A 15,720-nucleotide genomic window follows, 5' to 3' on the forward strand; every position below is an offset into this window, starting at 1 on the left:
AACACATGAGAAAAATATTAAACACACTTTACGTCACATCGGCGGATAACTACTTATCCCTGGACGGAGAAAATATCGTGATACTGGAGGACGGAAGTGAGCTGGGCCGTATACCTCTTCATAATTTGGAGGCTATTGTTTCCTTTGGATATCGAGGAGTGAGTCCAGCGTTAATGGGAGCTTGTGCCGAGCACAGAATCGGGTTATCGTTTATGACGCCGCAGGGGAAATTTCTGGCTCGCATTACAGGACCTGTAAAGGGCAATGTGGTATTGCGTAAAAATCAGTATGAGGCGGCAAAAGATTCTCAGATATGTCTTCAGGTTGCACGAAATTGTATTCTTGGAAAAATATACAATTCCAGATGGATTTTGGAGAGGGCAACAAGAGACCATAGGCTTCAGGTAGATGTAGACAAACTAAAACAAGCTTCACAACAGCTAAGGCAATCGCTGGACTACGTAAAAAATACAGAGGATATAGACCAATTGCGGGGGTATGAAGGGGAAGCCGCCAGCGTTTATTTTGGCGTTATGGATGAACTGATCCTGCAGCAGCAGAAGGAATTCCAGTTTCATGGCCGCAATAAGCGGCCGCCGCTGGATAAAGTAAATGCGATGCTCTCCTTTGTCTACACTCTTTTGACAACAATGGTGGCGTCTGCTTTAGAGACAGTAGGGCTGGATCCTTATGTGGGATTTATGCATACCATCCGCCCCGGCCGGGTTTCCCTGGCATTGGATCTGATTGAGGAGCTGCGTCCGGCTTTGGCCGACCGATTTGTCATCTCCTTAATTAATCGTCGGGTTATCACTGCAAAGGGCTTTAGAACAAAGGAGGATGGAGCTGTTATCATGGAACCTGATGCAAAAAAGGTATTGCTGACAGAGTGGCAAAATAGAAAAAAGGAGTTGATAACCCATCCATTCCTAAATGAAAAAGTGGAGTGGGGAATGATACCTTTTGTACAGGCTACCTTGCTTGCCCGATATCTCAGGGGAGATCTGGATGAATATCCGCCGTTTTTCTGGAAATAGAAGGTGGTGACAAGAACAGGATATGTTGGTTTTGATTACATATGATGTAAATACAGAAACTACAGCCGGTAAAGCAAGACTTCGAAAAGTAGCAAAACAATGTGTCAACTACGGAAGAAGAGTTCAAAACTCTGTATTTGAATGTATACTTGACAATGCACAATGTGTTTTACTGAAAGCAAAATTATGTGATATCATAGATGAAGAGGTAGATAGCTTGAGATTTTATTATCTTGGTAATCACTATAAGACAAAAGTAGAGCACGTCGGGGTAGATCGGGGTACGGCTGTGGATCAACCTTTGATCTTTTGACCGATCCTGTCCGCTGGTGCGAAAGGCAAGTGAACATGGAATTCCTGGGTCATTCGCACCAAAAAAAGTGCACAAAAAAGGGTGGACTTGATATGGAAAGGCTTGTATTCTATCGTATTATCAGAGGAAATTAATAGTTGTTGTGCAAATTATACAAAGATTAAAGCAGTCTTTGTATAGTTTTGCTGTCGCTCCCGCAGGGGAGCGTGGATTGAAATAGCGGCTGCGACAGTTGCGGCAGACGCATAAGACGTCGCTCCCGCAGGGGAGCGTGGATTGAAATATTGCAAGGAAAGATATGTATGTGCTGTGCTTTGTATGTCGCTCCCGCAGGGGAGCGTGGATTGAAATAGTTTGTCAAATATTGATTTTGGCATATCTTCTTGTCGCTCCCGCAGGGGAGCGTGGATTGAAATATTTAAAAAATTGACATAAAGAAAGGCATATGCGTCGCTCCCGCAGGGGAGCGTGGATTGAAATAGCTCCGCCTCTGTGATATCGTACCTCTGCAAAAAGTCGCTCCCGCAGGGGAGCGTGGATTGAAATTGATACCACGCCGTCGATCAGGCGGGACATCTCCGTCGCTCCCGCAGGGGAGCGTGGATTGAAATCATCTTTGCAGGTTTCTATTTTTGTGTTATGCTCGTCGCTCCCGCAGGGGAGCGTGGATTGAAATTTTACGATAGCGTAAATGGAAATAGCGAGGCCCTGGTCGCTCCCGCAGGGGAGCGTGGATTGAAATTGAAGGTTGTCTGTATATGTCTCCAGATACTTTAGTCGCTCCCGCAGGGGAGCGTGGATTGAAATGGTCGCCAGATCAAAGTATCCGATTTCGGTTACGGTCGCTCCCGCAGGGGAGCGTGGATTGAAATATACTCGTTTGGGTCTGAACTTATGTCGTCTGGGTCGCTCCCGCAGGGGAGCGTGGATTGAAATCTTGTAGCTAAAGCATTTCAAGCCATTTTGTAGGTGTCGCTCCCGCAGGGGAGCGTGGATTGAAATTTCCAGCGCATAGATGCTCGACAGCTCATTTACTGTCGCTCCCGCAGGGGAGCGTGGATTGAAATCATTATAGCTTTTTATGATGCATCTGGTCCTAAGGTCGCTCCCGCAGGGGAGCGTGGATTGAAATACGTAGGCGTATGAGATTTTGTTTAAAAACCCTGCGTCGCTCCCGCAGGGGAGCGTGGATTGAAATAACTGGTATCTTTCTTTCGCCGCATTCGTACCTAGTCGCTCCCGCAGGGGAGCGTGGATTGAAATCCTCCAGATAGCGAATGGCCGGGTCTTTTGACTGTCGCTCCCGCAGGGGAGCGTGGATTGAAATAATCCAAGAGAAGCATTTGCCCGGTCCTTTCCCTGTCGCTCCCGCAGGGGAGCGTGGATTGAAATTTTATCAGATCCACAGCAACAGCAGCCCGTGTCGTCGCTCCCGCAGGGGAGCGTGGATTGAAATATCATGGGGTGCGACGGAAAGAATCTGGAAGAAACGGTCGCTCCCTCAGGGGAGCGTGGATTGAAATTTTATAGGAAAGGTGATATAATGACTGAAATTGAGTTGCTCCCTTAGGGGAGCGTGGATTGAAATATAATAGTATCGCTGGTTGCGTTATTATACATGGCGTGAGTCGTTCCTTCGAGAGCATGGATTTAAATTATATAATGGTATAACAAGTATAGAAGTTAAGGAAAGGAGTGAAAAAAGATGGAAGATACATTAAAAATGATATTAGAAAAACTAAATAAGTTGGATGTATTAGAGGGAAATTATACAAGCTTAGAGGAAAAATATGAAAGCATGGATAGAAAATTGGATCAAATTATTGATCTGGCAACCACATCAGATTATCGTTTAGAATTGGAAGAAAGTAGATCAGAATTATACGAAAAGGAAATAAAAGTTCTTAAAGCATCGAATGAAAGACTAAATAAAATAACTGTACAATTAGCAACCAGACTAGATATTTTAGAAGAAAAAGTTAGTTAACCATTCCTTCCCTTCCCGGCGGGGTAAAGCAGGGAAAAGTATTGTTCCCGCAGGGGAGCGTGAATTGAAATAATCTCTATCTGCCCTGTCTATAGTATCCTATACCGGTCAGTCGTTCCATCGGGAGGCTGGTCGGTTAGTCGTTTTCTCAAAGAGCGTGAACTATATTGAGCCAAGACGCCGTTGCTTTTGCCCATTCTCGACAATATCCTATTAGAATTTCTCTATTTCACTGCACTAATCAAAAAAATCTTTTACTTCTTTTGCCTTTATATTATAATGTCTATAGCAAACCAAGCGAATGAAAGCATTGTATATGATAAACAAAGGAGAAAAAGCAAATGAAACAGGACATGATTGTCATTCTGGATCTGGGCAGCACGGAAAATACCACGCTTGCCAGAGAAATTCGAGATTTAGGCGTATACAGCGAGATATATCCTCATGATATCACCGTTGAGAGTTTGAAAAGCCTGGAAAATGTCAAAGGTGTTATCTTAAATGGCGGCGAAAACCGTGTTGTGGACGGAAAGGCAGTGGAAATTGACTCTGCGCTTTATCAGTGCGGTTATCCGATGATGAGCATTGATCATCCTACGTCCAAATGTGACTTGAAATATGCGGTTCTGCCGTCAAAGGAAGAGCTGAAACAGTTTGTCTTTGATGTCTGCAAGGCAGAAGCAAACTGGAATATGAAGAATTTTGTAGAAGACCAGATTGAATTGGTGCGTCGCCAAGTGGGAGACAAAAAAGTACTTCTGGCCCTTTCCGGCGGAGTGGACAGTTCCGTTGTAGCAGCCCTATTGGTTAAGGCGATCGGGGAACAGTTGGTCTGTGTCCATGTAAATCATGGTCTGATGCGCAAAGGGGAATCCGAGAGCGTAGTAGAAGTATTCAGGAATCAGCTGAAAGCAAATCTGATCTACCTTGACGCCAGCGAGCGTTTCCTTGGAAAGCTGGCAGATGTGTCCGATCCTGAGAAAAAGAGAAAAATTATCGGTGAAGAATTTATCCGTGTATTCGAGGAAGAAGCCAGGAAACTGGACGGCATCGCTTATCTGGCCCAGGGAACCATTTATCCGGATATTATTGAGAGTGGTACGAAGACAGCCAAGATGGTAAAATCCCATCACAACGTAGGCGGCCTGCCGGAGGATTTTGATTTCGAACTGGTGGAACCTCTGCGTCAGCTGTTTAAGGATGAAGTACGTGCCTGCGGTCTGGAACTGGGCCTCCCGGATGAGATGGTGTTCCGTCAGCCTTTCCCGGGCCCGGGTTTAGGGGTGAGATGCCTGGGTGCGATCACGAAAGAAAGACTGGAGGCTGTGCGCGAGTCCGATGCGATTCTGAGAGAAGAGTTTCAAAAAGCCGGTCTGGACAAAAAGGTATGGCAATATTTTACTGTGGTTCCGGACTTTAAATCAGTCGGTGTGAAAAATAATGCCAGATGTTTTGAATATCCGGTTATTATCCGGGCGATTAACACGATTGATGCGATGAGTGCCAGTGTGGAGCAGATTGAGTGGCCGGTGCTGTTAAAGATCACTGACCGTATTTTAAAAGAAGTAGAAAATGTAAACCGTGTCTGCTATGATGTGTCTCCTAAGCCAACGGCGACGATTGAGTGGGAATGACCGTCAAAACGGCGCAAACCCGCATGAATACAGGCTTTTTAGCCTGTCGCTTTGCAGCTTGATACTGGATTGATACTATTCGTATCTGCCCGGTACTCAAGAGAATGATTGCAAGGGACAAGCAAAACCGCCCTGCTGAACGACAAGTTCAGCAGGGCGGTTTTGTTTGTCCCTATTCTGTTTTCCGCCATTGGATATAGTAGTCATGTTTTTTACTGTCATCACAAGTACACGGCCAGTTGAGTTTCCATTCAAAGTATTCGTCCCTGGTAATCTCCCCGGCGTGTAACTCCTGCTGGCGCAAGAGCCATTCCCGCATGAACTCGTCTACAAGGCCATAGTTGAAGTAAATACCCACGGGAGGGTGAGCGGGCCAATCGTCGTTGTCGTTGTAGCGCACGCCGGTATCGTCGTAGGTCCCCGCCCTGCCCGGATTGCGGACAAGCTGGAACAGACGGATAGCGCCGGGGCTGTCCTCGTCCAGCCAGAAGAATGTCCGCATGAAGTCCTCGGCACAGCCGGGGGCCACGGTATAGAAGTTCTGGCGGTCTACACGCAGAACCTCGGCAATTTTATCCAACAGTTCCTTTTTCGGGACACGGTAATTCGTTTCATACTGGGCGATACGGTTATCTGCTCCCTTTTCGTCAAAGCCGATAGCCAGCCCCAATTCCTTTTGCGTCATACCCCGGAAGGTGCGGATTTTTTTTATCTTATCTCCGACTGTCATAATATCTCACCGCCTTTGAAAACAGTATAGCGCAAAAAAGTGAAATATGCAAGATAAAGTTTAACAAAAAAGCGAAATAAATTCTTGACATTAACACTTGTGTTAATGTATAATGAAAATGCAGACATTAACATATTTGCGAATACAAAATAAGGAGGTGCAGAACATGAGCAAAGAGCTGTTCGTAAGGGCGGAGGAAGTATCTGAGGAATTGGGTATCTCCAAGCCCTACGCCTACAAGCTGGTGCGGGAAAGCAACGAGCGCCTGTCCGACCGTTTGCAGAAGGTAAAGATGGAGAACAAAACCCTCCGGGGAATTGCCGCCAACTATGAGTGGGTCAAGCGGGTCTTTGGCCCCCAGGAGGTAGATAGGGCGGTAGAGGCTGCTAAACAGCGGGAGCAGGAGGAGAAAGCCAGGAAACGGCCACAGCGTTTTTTCAGCCGGGTTGAGCGGTAAAGACAAATAGAGTTGTGATCTGCCAGTTTAGTCGCAAACTTCCGCCAACGACGGCGCGTTGTGCCGCTTGTCTTGACCTTTGATGGGATTTTGCGATTGTTCTACCTTCCTCTTTACCAAGGAGTGAAAGTGTAGTATACTATTAATACTATTTCAAAAATTAACGGAAGGAAGAGTTTCTATATATGACTACGAAGCTTAAGATTCCAAAAATTACTTTCATTATATGTTTTATTGCGGTTCTATTTGCCGTAATTAGCATCTATTCTGCAAACAGGATGAGGATCACCTCTCAAGATATGTATGAGCATCCTTATATGGTAACAAACACCGCCAGAGAGATGCGTTCCCGTCTGCTGGATATGAAACGCTTTGTCGGTATATTTATGACGACAGGCTTTGATAAAGAAGACGATGCCCGCGAACTATTCGAAGAGCGCTATAAGTTACAGAATGAAGCAATTGATAAAATCAAAGAATGCTATTTGGGAAGCAAAGAAGATGTTGCCGCTTTGCGGGAATCTATGGACGACCTGATTGCGGTACAAGATGAGGCATTAAAGTTTGTTGGAAAGCAGCATACAGCGGAGGAAATCCAGAGTTTCATTGATGAGAATATTTATCCGTGCTATGATGCGGTCAGTGATTGTCTGGATGCGATTATTGCTTTTTCAGATTCCAAAATATACAGCCTCACAGAAAGCTCGACCTATACGGCGGTGATTTCGATTGGAACCGCTCTTTTTATGACCATCGGCATTGTATTCCTGACAATCACTTCCAATATAGCTGAGCAGAAGAATATTAGGAATATGAAAGCGCGGGAGCTTGAGCTCCAGGACGCCCTTCTGGCGGCAAGGAAAGCCAACAACGCGAAAAAGGATTTTCTGTCCCGCATGTCACATGAAATCCGCACGCCGATGAACGCGATTATTGGAATGACAGCGATTGCTGGCTCCCATCTGGAAGACCGGGGGCGGGTGGAGGATTGCCTCTCTAAAATCGCGTTCTCTTCCCGCCACTTGTTGTCACTCATCAACGACATTCTGGACATGTCCAAAATTGAAGCGGGAAAGCTGACAATCGGCCATGAGGCGTTCCGGCTTCCTCAATTGACGGAGGCGGTGATCTCCGTCGCTTACCCCCAGGCCAAGGGGCAGGGGAAAATCTTTAAATGCAGCATCAGTGATGTGACCCACGAAATCTTTGTCGGAGACTTTTTGCGGGTAAATCAAATTCTCTTAAACCTGCTTTCCAACGCGATCAAGTTTACCCCCCAGGGCGGGACGATCCGGTTGGAAATCAAGCAGGTAGAACGAAAAAATGGTGGGGTGTTTCTGCAATTCGTTGTCAGTGATACGGGAATTGGCATGAGCGAAGAATTTTTAGAGCACCTTTTCCTTCCCTTTGAACAGGCTGACAATCAGATTTCACAAAAATACGGCGGTACGGGCTTGGGCATGGCGATCACACATAATTTGGTGGATTTGTTGGGCGGTTCTATTCAGGTCAAAAGCAAGCCGCAGGAAGGAACCACCTTTACGGTGCAACTGCCCTTTGACCTCCCGGCAGAAGCCATGGAGCAGAGGAAGTGGCAGCTAGATACACTTAAGGTGTTGGTCGTAGACGACGAGGAAGACGTCTGCATCCATGCAACCCTTTTGCTCAAGCGGATGGGGATTTTGTCGCACTACTTAAAATCCGGGCAAGAAGCGGTCAAGGCCGTGCTGGAAGCACATGAAACCGGTACAGACTATGATGTGTGTATTATCGACTGGCAAATGCCGGATATGGATGGAGTAAAAGTGACGCGGCAAATTCGCGAGAAGCTGGGTCCGGATACTTTAATTATCATCATCTCGGCCTACGATTGGAGTGAGATCGAGGAAGAAGCACGTCTAGCGGGCGCCAATGCTTTCATCGCGAAGCCACTGTTTCAGTACACACTTTACAATGTCCTGGTATCTGCTTTTGGTGCGGCGCCTTCACAACCTTCCTGCGAAGAAAAATCGGAGGTTGAACGGGATATTTTCACCGGTAAACGGTTTATTTTGGCGGAGGACAATGCGCTGAATCAGGAAATAGCCGTTGAGTTGCTAAGCATGACCGGGGCGGTCATTGACTGCGCCACAAACGGAGAGGAAGCCGTGAAACGCTTTGAAGTTTCTCCCGCCGGTTACTACGATCTCATTTTAATGGATGTGCAAATGCCAATAATGGACGGCTATGCCGCCACCAGGCAAATCCGCGCTGGAAGTCATCCCGATGCTGGGAGGATTCCAATTCTTGCGATGACTGCGAATACTTTTACGGAGGATGTTGACGCAGCCTTTGCCGCCGGAATGAATGGACATATCGCAAAGCCCATTGAACTCAAGATCCTCTACCGGACAATAAGAGGGCTGTTATAACTGCTGCACGCTTGGTGCTCGTTAAGAAGCATCATAATCATACAGACAAGAAGAATACGGAAAGTCGAGTTGCTGCAACTTCCCATTTGCCCGGGAGATAGCAAAGCCAACCGAGCCAGTCAACAGTCAAGATGAACAGTGCTCACATCGCTGTTAATGGTATCCTCGCCCTGTTTTGCTCTGCTCTGCGGTAATCAAGGTGGGCAATCCCCAAAGGTGTTTGCCCGCCTTTTCCTATTTTGGACGGGGCTGGCTCGGAATTTCTCTCAAATTGAGACAAATTCCGACAGGACTATGGAGGGCATGAAAGCGTTGCAATCTCTCGGTTTCTGTGATACTATTTTGATACTAAGAAAATGAGCAACCAAAAATAACAGGTGAAATATTAACATATTTGCGAAAGTTTTTTCTGCGAAAACATAGCAAATAAACTTCCATATACTTGAATTTGTCGAGTGGGAGTAATTTGATGGGTCGTAAAAGACCAGTATTTATGTGGGTTTGCGGCACTTCAAAAAGGCGTTTGATAAATTGATGATAGTTGCATAATAGCCATTAATCTTGTAATCTGGCGGTGTTATCGTTAGAGAACAATAGACCGGTGGCTGTGTAACAAATAAATCTATATTAACAGGCCCTTAGCTGTGGGTAATAACTCATGGCTAAGGGCTTTTGGTATTCTTAAGTACCCAAACAGTGGATTGACTTGAAGGAATAGTGATTTACAAGTTTTCTGTCTAGGTTTTTGATGTATTATCATTTAATCTTTCACCGCAATTATGGCATATGCTTTGCGAGGACCATCGAAAATTTAATAATTTTTTACAGTGTGGACATCGTAAAAAAACAAACCCAAAAACAACATCACTTATCACAAGAAACGCTGCACCGGCAATCATTTCCATCCGGAATGAATGAAAAATGGGGATATTTGATAAGAAAACTACACCTATAGCTGCTAAAGCAATTCCATTTAGTATTTTTCTGCATTTTTTTGGTTTCATTTAAGTATTCCAACCCCTATCAAGTTATTATTTTTATATCATACTTAATGATCGTAAAAATAAATATCGTAATGGCATAAAATATATGTAAAATAAGTGATTATAATAAAATAATGAACATTATGCGGATTTCCCAAATCGGATAGCCTTTTTTACAACTAACAAAAAAATGTGACTGCGAATTACCAGCTGTTACTGTATTTTTTTATTAGGACATGTCATACTGTTGTCGTGATTGATATGATATAATATAAAAAAATACATTTCGCAATAAGATCATTATGGGAGCGGAGGTAGTAGTGTATGCAGAGTTTTTTTGAAGCGCTGATAAGTAAGAGTAAAAATACAGAATTGCCGGAAGAATTTGATTATTTTGGGAAACTAATCGGCAGCTGGCAGATCGATTATATTGACAACAGCAATTCGCACGTGATAAAAGGTGAATGGCATTTTTCATGGGTCCTTGAGGGTATGGCGGTACAGGATGTTATCATTCTGCCCGATTATGAATGCGGAACAACATTGCGTGTCTATAATCCCGGTACCTGCGCCTGGGACATTGCCTATTGCTTTACCGGTAAAATTATACGGCTCGAAGCAAGAAGACAAGCCGGCAAAATAGTGCTTACGAATGTTGAGGATGAACGGAAAAAATGGGTATTTGCCGAAATAGAAGATAATTACTTTCATTGGCAGGATGTGACTGTTAAAGAGGACGGCGAATGGCACATTAATTATGACTTATATGCCAAGCGTATTTCGTGAGCGGAATTTATTATATCAGGAGGATTCTCAGATGTATCAGGGCGTATGTATCGCTGTAAAAGATGTAAAACGTTCCAAAGAGTTTTATCAGGAAATATTTGGATTGGAGGTATTTCAGGACTATGGCATCAACGTCTCCTTCGGCGGCCTGTCTTTGCAGCAGGATTTTGACTGGCTGATCGGCGTTCCGAAGGAAAGTGTGATGCAGAAATCGCATAATATGGAGTTGTATTTCGAGGAAGATAAGTTTGATGAATTTATTGGGAAATTAGAACAGAGAGATGACATCAGATACTTAGGGGACGGTGTTACAGAGGCTGGATGGGGGCAGCGCTCAATTCGCTTTTATGATTTGGATGGCCATGTTATTGAAGTTGGTGAAAATCTGAAAATGGTTGTAAAGCGATTCCTGGATTCCGGAATGTCGATGGGGGAAACCTCTGAACGGATGGATATATCTGTAGAGGATTTGGAAAAACTTCTGCAGAACTGAGGAACTTATGAAATTTTCAGTCTAGATCAATCGGATACTGATAAGACCTTTCGTCCGGGCATGGACGGGAGGTCTTACTGTTTTATAAACGTTTTAAATTCGATGACGGTCAATGGCCTGACAATAAATTTAATAAATATCTAATTAATGTTGATAAGATTAGATATTTATGATATTATACACATTATAAATTAGATATATATTAAATATATGGAGGAATAATATCATGAATATCTTATTAAAAGAACATAAAGTATTGTTTGGCATCACACTTATCCTGAATCTGTTTTTATCGGTTCTGGGTGTAGCGTCAGCGCTCCTGCTGGAACATATTTTAAATGCTGCGGTAACACAGGATTGGGGATTATTCCGAAACATGATACTGATTACACCGGTTTATTTGTCGGTTACCGGTATCCTGATTGTTCTGGGGAGCATGTGCACAAGCAAACTGATCGCAAAAAGTACCCGAACATTAAGAGCCAATCTGTACAGAGGCATACATATGCGCGATCCGGAACAATATCGGTCGGTCAATACGGCAGAATATATTTCAGCGCTGAGCAATGATGTAAAAATTGTAGAAGAAAATATATGTATGCCCTTTCTCCAGTGCGTGGAATTTGCCTTCGTTTTTGTGGGTACTGTGATCCTGTTACTGTATTACAGTCCTGTCATTGCCGGCCTGATGTTCCTCTGTTTGCTTGTCCTGTATCTGGTTCCGGCTCTCCTGGGGAAATCTATCCGGGTCAGACAGGAGCGATTATCACAAAGTTTTGCCGCTTTTACGATCCGCCTGAAGGATCAGCTATCCGGCTACGACGTCATTCGCTCCTTCCGGCTGTCGGCACAGATGGAAAAGTCCTTTGGACAGGGCAATGAGGAATTAGCAAATAAAAAGTACGATGTAGATAAAGTGACTTCGGTGAGCGAAGGGCTTGCACAAACGCTGGCCGGGGGGACGCAGCTGCTGATCATGCTTGTTTCTGCCTATATGGTTATAAAGGGGCACATGACTGCGGGCGTATTGCTGGCCTTATTGCAGCTGAGCGGCAGCTTCGTGCAGCCTCTTGGCATCATTATGCAGAATATAGCGAAAATCCAGGGGGCCAAACCGGTGCTGCAACGAATCCTGGAGTTGAGCGAATACAAGCCGTCTGTATTTTCCGGAACGGAAGCGGCGGTGTTGAAGAGCGAGATTCAGTTTGAACATGTTTCCTTCGGTTATCAGCAGAACCAGCTTGTGCTGCATGATATGAATGTATCGTTTGAGAAGAATAAGAAATATGTTATAATTGGTGCAAGCGGCTGTGGAAAATCAACGCTCATCCATCTGCTATCGGCACAGTATGGCGGGTATACAGGCCATATTTATATGGACGGCCGTGAACTGCGCACGCTGAAACTGGATGACCTGCTTTCTCAGATATCCGTGATCCATCAAAATGTGTACATGTTTGATGAGACTATCAAGGACAACATTGACCTGCACCGGGACTACAGCGGGGCGGAGTGGAAGCGGACACTGCAAATCAGCGGAGTGGGTAATTTCCTTCCGCAGACGGCAGAAGGACTGAATACGCCGGTAGGCGAAAATGGAATAAACCTGTCCGGCGGTCAGCGGCAGCGGGTGGCCGTGGCCAGGGCGCTGATCGAAAAGAAACCGGTTCTGATCCTGGATGAAGGCACCTCTGCTGTGGATCAGCAGACAGCTTATGAGATCGAGACAGCTCTGCTGGATACGCCGGATATAACATTGATTACGATTACACACAACTTAAACCCTGAGCTCCTGTGCCGGTATGATCAGATTATTTATATGAAGGACGGGCAAATCGCGGGAATCGGCGGATATGAGGATCTGATAAAGGAGCAATCCTTCAAAGAGTTTCTCCGGCTGTAGGCGTGACCGAAGTTCCGGCGGTTATTCTGTCAATGTTTAAGAATGGAGGAACCATGTCAAATCAATTAAATCCACAGGTTGAGACCCTGTTTTTGCTTTGGAACTGCCCTTGGGAGGATAAGGAAGCGATTATTTCCGAACTGGAGAAAGAAGGTTTTTCGGGCCGGGAGTTTTATCAGCGTCATTTACTGCCGATTGAAACCTATTATCAGATTTTCAGCGAAAATATGATGTCGTGTTCCGGAGCGGATTATCTCAAGGAGCTTGATATCGTAGCTTTAAGTGTATATGCGGGGATGCTGACGGAACACCCGGACTGGCTTGAGAATTTTTCAGGCATATCAGATCACGAGGTAAGCGATTGTATTGAGAAAATGATTCTCTCCGATTTGGAAGAAGGGTATGATGATGTGTTTGATTACCTGGAAGAGGCACAGGAGCTGTCGGAAAAAGCCAAGTGGCAGCTGATTGTTTTACAGCACAGAGGAAAAGAAGTGCTGTCTCAGATTCTGGAAGCCGTAAAGCTGAATCTGCCGGCATATGAAAAGGCTGCCGCGGCCATAGAAAATGAGATCAACTCTCTCATGGAGCAGTTCGGCCAAAGCCTGAATGCCTCCGATAAAACCGGTTTGATGCGGCTGCCGGGACAGCTAAACCCTGACGCCGTTATCATTCCCACGCTCGCGTTGCCTATGGCAATATTGGTTGTCAGCCAGATCGGCTTTTATGGACTGCTTTGCAGTAAACTATCACCGGATTCTGCCTCGGAAATTACAAAAGAGGAATTGCTGGTTGGCGCAAAGGCGCTAAGTGAAAAGAGTAAACTTGAGATTCTTCTGTGTCTGAAGGAGAAGAGCCGTTACAGTCTGGAAATAGCGGAGCTCGTGGGGCTAACACCGGCAACGGTGTCCCATCATATGAACTCTCTTCTGGGGGCCGGCTTCGTAGAGTTTGAGCGGCGGGAAGGCAAAGTATTTTATAAGTTGGCGGAAGATGCGGTAAAGCGGTTTTTTACAGGCGGCGGTCGGCTTCTGCTGCGTTAAAGTTAAGCGGGTGGATTTATAATTCGCCCGTTTTTTATTGCATAGGAAAGTTCTCTAAACTTTCCTATGCAATAAAAAACCCTCCGGGGGATCGCACTGCGTAGGAAAGGAATTGTGTTGCCAGAGCAACCCGCCGCAGGCGGAGAATCCCGCTTGCGGGATTCTTTGTTCTTTGAGTCTCTGTGAATAAATAATTTGGCAGCTATCTTGACATATATAGATAGCCGATATAATATATAGGTAATCTACATATGGAGGGAGATAGAGAAAGCTATGGATAAATCTTTACTGGCGGGAAGTACGGCGCTCCTGGTCTTAAAACTGTTAGAACAGGAAGATATGTACGGCTATCAGATGATTGAAGAGCTGCGCCGGCGCTCTGATCATACCTTTGACCTGAAGGCAGGAACCCTGTATCCTCTGCTTCACACACTGGAACAGAAAGGCTTCGTGGCGTCAAGGGAAGAAGTAATGGATACGACACGTCCGAGACGGTATTATTCTTTGACGGAGGGGGGCCGCAGGCAATTATCGGCAAAAGAAGCGGAATGGAGAGCATACGCCGGAGCTGTCGCAAAGGTGCTGGATGGAGGTGTATGTTTTGGGTGAGAAGATGGGTGATTATTTAGACACTGCAGCAGGGCAGATTCGCTGGAAACGGGTTCGGCCCGCCATTATGACAGAACTTAGGACCCATATTCTGGAACAGAAAGATGCTTATACCGGTCAGGGGATGGAAGAAAAAGAAGCTGAGACAAAAGCCCTGAAAGAGATGGGAGATCCGGTCAGCCTGGGACAGGAGCTGGACCGGATACACCGTCCTGCCCCGCAGTGGGGACTTCTGGTTCTCACTGCGTTTCTTACTCTGTCGGGAGGGCTGCTCCGTATGTGGCTGACCGCCGATACGGCGGCCTATGATCCGGGCAAAACAATTGCCTTGCTCACAGCAGGATTTTCATTTATGCTGCTGTTTTATTTTCTGGATTATACGGTCCTGGGACAGTATGCCAGATTCATTTATTTGGGAACGGTTATACTGGGGGCGGTCACTTTGGTTATGTCTCCATCCGTGAACGGGATCTTGTACTATACCGGATATCTGGTGTTCCTGTTTCCTCTTGTGTATGCTCTTTTGGTTTATTCTCTGAGAGGAACTGGATGGAGCGGACTAATTCTGGCCTTAGCCGGAGCTGTTCCTTTGTTGGCAATCGCGTCTATAGCCCCCAGTATCCTGGGGGTGCTTTTGATGCTGTTAATTACCGTTATTTTGCTGTTGTCCGCAGTACAAAGACAATGGTTTAAGGTTCCGAAAGGATGGGGGTCAGGCCTGGTTACTGCCTTGACAGCTATCGGTACAGCATGGTTCTTTCTCCCGCGCTGGCAGGAAATTGCCGGGAGAATAAAATTAGCTCTGTATCCGGCCCTGGACTACAATGGCCGGGGCTATCAGGCGTCTGTTATTCGGGAAGCCTTAGCCGGAGCAAAGTTATGGGGGCAGGGGACGATCGGAGGCGCCGGCGCAGCCGGTTCTTATAAAGGAATCATTCCGGATGCGGAAACGGACTTTCTCTTTGCTACATTGATTCATCAGAAGGGGTGGATTCCGTTTCTGATTCTATGTGCCGGATTGATCGGGTTGATCGTATGGGCAGGGGTTAAATGCCGGCGTCAGGCCAATGACCTGGGCCGAATGGTTTCCGTAGCAATCATTCTCAGTATCGGGGTACAGACGGCGGTCAGCCTGGCCATGAACCTGGGTTTTGTTCTATTTCGTGCATCCTGTCCGTTTGTCATGGGCAATCTGCAGACAGTTGTGAATATGGTGCTGATGGGCGTACTTCTTTCTGTATTCCGCCAGGAAAAAGTCCCGGCGCGCTATAAGATCGTAACCATTTCATCAATTCGCGGTAAGCTGGTTTCCTGACGGATTGATTAGAAAATAT

At 45.7% G+C, this 15,720-nt stretch carries 13 protein-coding genes and 1 CRISPR repeat array; of the genes, 12 read left to right on the forward strand and 1 reads right to left on the reverse strand.

Translation table 11 applies throughout. The features are described 5' to 3' along the window. Positions 1 to 5: 5 nt before the first annotated feature. The 4 genes from cas1c (at position 6) to guaA (ending at position 4,971) form a co-directional block, all read left to right on the forward strand. Complete coding sequence (gene cas1c / locus ABCW47_RS04585; protein ID WP_343208680.1) at positions 6 to 1,037, forward strand: type I-C CRISPR-associated endonuclease Cas1c; 1,032 nt, start codon at positions 6 to 8, stop codon at positions 1,035 to 1,037. Positions 1,038 to 1,059: 22 nt separating this feature from the next. After that, positions 1,060 to 1,350 carry a CRISPR-associated endonuclease Cas2 gene (cas2, locus tag ABCW47_RS04590; RefSeq protein WP_343208681.1) on the forward strand — a complete coding sequence of 97 codons (291 nt, stop codon included), beginning with the start codon at positions 1,060 to 1,062 and terminating at the stop codon, positions 1,348 to 1,350. A 187-nt stretch (positions 1,351 to 1,537) separates the two neighbouring features. Then, positions 1,538 to 2,938: a CRISPR direct-repeat array (repeat unit 31 nt; unit sequence GTCGCTCCCGCAGGGGAGCGTGGATTGAAAT). 117 nt (positions 2,939 to 3,055) lie between these two features. Beyond that, the gene (locus tag ABCW47_RS04595; protein WP_343208682.1) at positions 3,056 to 3,337 is read left to right on the forward strand and encodes a hypothetical protein; all 282 of its coding nucleotides are present in this window, start codon (positions 3,056 to 3,058) and stop codon (positions 3,335 to 3,337) included. A 341-nt stretch (positions 3,338 to 3,678) separates the two neighbouring features. Continuing rightward, positions 3,679 to 4,971, forward strand: a complete 1,293-nt coding sequence (guaA, locus tag ABCW47_RS04600) for a glutamine-hydrolyzing GMP synthase (protein WP_343208683.1) — start codon at positions 3,679 to 3,681, stop codon at positions 4,969 to 4,971. A gap of 172 nt (positions 4,972 to 5,143) precedes the next feature. On the opposite strand, the gene ABCW47_RS04605 is transcribed toward guaA, so the two are convergent. Beyond that, entirely contained in the window at positions 5,144 to 5,701 is a 558-nt protein-coding gene (locus ABCW47_RS04605) for a helix-turn-helix domain-containing protein (protein ID WP_302610733.1), read from the reverse strand. Between the two features lie 166 nt (positions 5,702 to 5,867). Here ABCW47_RS04605 and ABCW47_RS04610 point away from each other — a divergent pair, with 166 nt between their 5' ends. From ABCW47_RS04610 to ABCW47_RS04645, 8 genes are all read left to right on the forward strand, one after another. Further along, positions 5,868 to 6,158 carry a hypothetical protein gene (locus tag ABCW47_RS04610; RefSeq protein ID WP_343208684.1) on the forward strand — a complete coding sequence of 97 codons (291 nt, stop codon included), beginning with the start codon at positions 5,868 to 5,870 and terminating at the stop codon, positions 6,156 to 6,158. Positions 6,159 to 6,343: 185 nt separating this feature from the next. Further along, the gene (locus ABCW47_RS04615; RefSeq protein WP_343208685.1) at positions 6,344 to 8,569 is read left to right on the forward strand and encodes a response regulator; all 2,226 of its coding nucleotides are present in this window, start codon (positions 6,344 to 6,346) and stop codon (positions 8,567 to 8,569) included. Positions 8,570 to 9,876: 1,307 nt separating this feature from the next. Next, positions 9,877 to 10,338 (forward strand): hypothetical protein, encoded by a 462-nt coding sequence (locus tag ABCW47_RS04620; RefSeq protein ID WP_343208686.1) that lies wholly within the window; start codon positions 9,877 to 9,879, stop codon positions 10,336 to 10,338. Between the two features lie 31 nt (positions 10,339 to 10,369). Beyond that, positions 10,370 to 10,831, forward strand: a complete 462-nt coding sequence (locus tag ABCW47_RS04625) for a VOC family protein (RefSeq protein WP_343208687.1) — start codon at positions 10,370 to 10,372, stop codon at positions 10,829 to 10,831. Positions 10,832 to 11,057: 226 nt separating this feature from the next. Then, positions 11,058 to 12,734, forward strand: a complete 1,677-nt coding sequence (locus ABCW47_RS04630; protein WP_343208688.1) for an ABC transporter ATP-binding protein — start codon at positions 11,058 to 11,060, stop codon at positions 12,732 to 12,734. Between the two features lie 53 nt (positions 12,735 to 12,787). Beyond that, complete coding sequence (locus ABCW47_RS04635; RefSeq protein WP_343208689.1) at positions 12,788 to 13,777, forward strand: ArsR/SmtB family transcription factor; 990 nt, start codon at positions 12,788 to 12,790, stop codon at positions 13,775 to 13,777. A 273-nt stretch (positions 13,778 to 14,050) separates the two neighbouring features. Further along, complete coding sequence (locus tag ABCW47_RS04640) at positions 14,051 to 14,386, forward strand: PadR family transcriptional regulator (RefSeq protein ID WP_343208690.1); 336 nt, start codon at positions 14,051 to 14,053, stop codon at positions 14,384 to 14,386. Next, a complete protein-coding gene (locus ABCW47_RS04645) occupies positions 14,379 to 15,701 on the forward strand; it encodes a permease prefix domain 1-containing protein (protein WP_343208691.1) in 1,323 nt (440 codons plus the stop codon). The genes ABCW47_RS04640 and ABCW47_RS04645 overlap by 8 nt, the downstream gene beginning before the upstream one ends. The last annotated feature ends 19 nt before the right edge of the window (positions 15,702 to 15,720 follow it).

Origin of the sequence: Anaerolentibacter hominis, from assembly GCF_032380675.1 — a bacterium.
Classification (GTDB): domain Bacteria; phylum Bacillota; class Clostridia; order Lachnospirales; family Lachnospiraceae; genus Anaerolentibacter; species Anaerolentibacter hominis.

Bases quoted from the DNA above. Each gene is read 5' to 3' on its own strand.
- cas1c (WP_343208680.1), top strand. From the start codon at position 6: ATGAGAAAAATATTAAACACACTTTACGTCACATCGGCGGATAACTAC.
- cas2 (WP_343208681.1), top strand. From the start codon at position 1,060: ATGTTGGTTTTGATTACATATGATGTAAATACAGAAACTACAGCCGGT.
- ABCW47_RS04595 (WP_343208682.1), top strand. From the start codon at position 3,056: ATGGAAGATACATTAAAAATGATATTAGAAAAACTAAATAAGTTGGAT.
- guaA (WP_343208683.1), top strand. From the start codon at position 3,679: ATGAAACAGGACATGATTGTCATTCTGGATCTGGGCAGCACGGAAAAT.
- ABCW47_RS04605 (WP_302610733.1), bottom strand. From the start codon at position 5,701: ATGACAGTCGGAGATAAGATAAAAAAAATCCGCACCTTCCGGGGTATG.
- ABCW47_RS04610 (WP_343208684.1), top strand. From the start codon at position 5,868: ATGAGCAAAGAGCTGTTCGTAAGGGCGGAGGAAGTATCTGAGGAATTG.
- ABCW47_RS04615 (WP_343208685.1), top strand. From the start codon at position 6,344: ATGACTACGAAGCTTAAGATTCCAAAAATTACTTTCATTATATGTTTT.
- ABCW47_RS04620 (WP_343208686.1), top strand. From the start codon at position 9,877: ATGCAGAGTTTTTTTGAAGCGCTGATAAGTAAGAGTAAAAATACAGAA.
- ABCW47_RS04625 (WP_343208687.1), top strand. From the start codon at position 10,370: ATGTATCAGGGCGTATGTATCGCTGTAAAAGATGTAAAACGTTCCAAA.
- ABCW47_RS04630 (WP_343208688.1), top strand. From the start codon at position 11,058: ATGAATATCTTATTAAAAGAACATAAAGTATTGTTTGGCATCACACTT.
- ABCW47_RS04635 (WP_343208689.1), top strand. From the start codon at position 12,788: ATGTCAAATCAATTAAATCCACAGGTTGAGACCCTGTTTTTGCTTTGG.
- ABCW47_RS04640 (WP_343208690.1), top strand. From the start codon at position 14,051: ATGGATAAATCTTTACTGGCGGGAAGTACGGCGCTCCTGGTCTTAAAA.